Source organism: Nocardiopsis synnemataformans (assembly GCF_965343085.1).
Lineage (GTDB): Bacteria > Actinomycetota > Actinomycetes > Streptosporangiales > Streptosporangiaceae > Nocardiopsis > Nocardiopsis alborubida.
In genome coordinates, this window is sequence record NZ_CBDRFA010000199.1 from 1 (window position 1) to 504 (window position 504).

1 pseudogene is annotated in these 504 nt (G+C 71.0%); it reads left to right on the forward strand.

The features are described from left to right. A pseudogene (locus ACSIH6_RS39450) lies at positions 1-504 on the forward strand (peptide chain release factor 3); the annotation flags it as partial.

The following is a 504-nucleotide window of genomic DNA, read 5'->3' on the forward strand; positions in this document are numbered from 1 at the left end:
GACCGGATGGCCTTCGTGCGCATCAGCTCGGGCCGCTTCGACCGCGGCATGGTGCTCACCCACGCGCCCACCGGGCGTCCGTTCGCCACCAAGTACACCCAGGCGGTGTTCGGCTCCGACCGCACCACCATCGAGACGGCCTACCCCGGCGACGTGATCGCGCTGGTCAACGCCCAGGCGCTGGCGGTGGGCGACACCCTCTACGACGGCCCCAAGGTGTCCTACCCGCCGATCCCCAGCTTCGCCCCCGAGCACTTCGTGGTGGCGCGGGCCAAGGACGCGAGCAAGTACAAGCAGTTCCAGCGCGGCATCGCCCAGATGGACGCCGAGGGCGTGGTGCAGGTGCTGACCTCGGACGTGCGCGGTGAGCAGGCGCCGGTGCTCGCCGCGGTGGGCCCCCTACAGTTCGACGTGGTCAAGCACCGCATGGAGCACGAGTTCCGGGCCCCGATCGAGACCTCGCCGCTGGACTACTCCGTGGCGCGGCGCACCGACGCCGAGTCC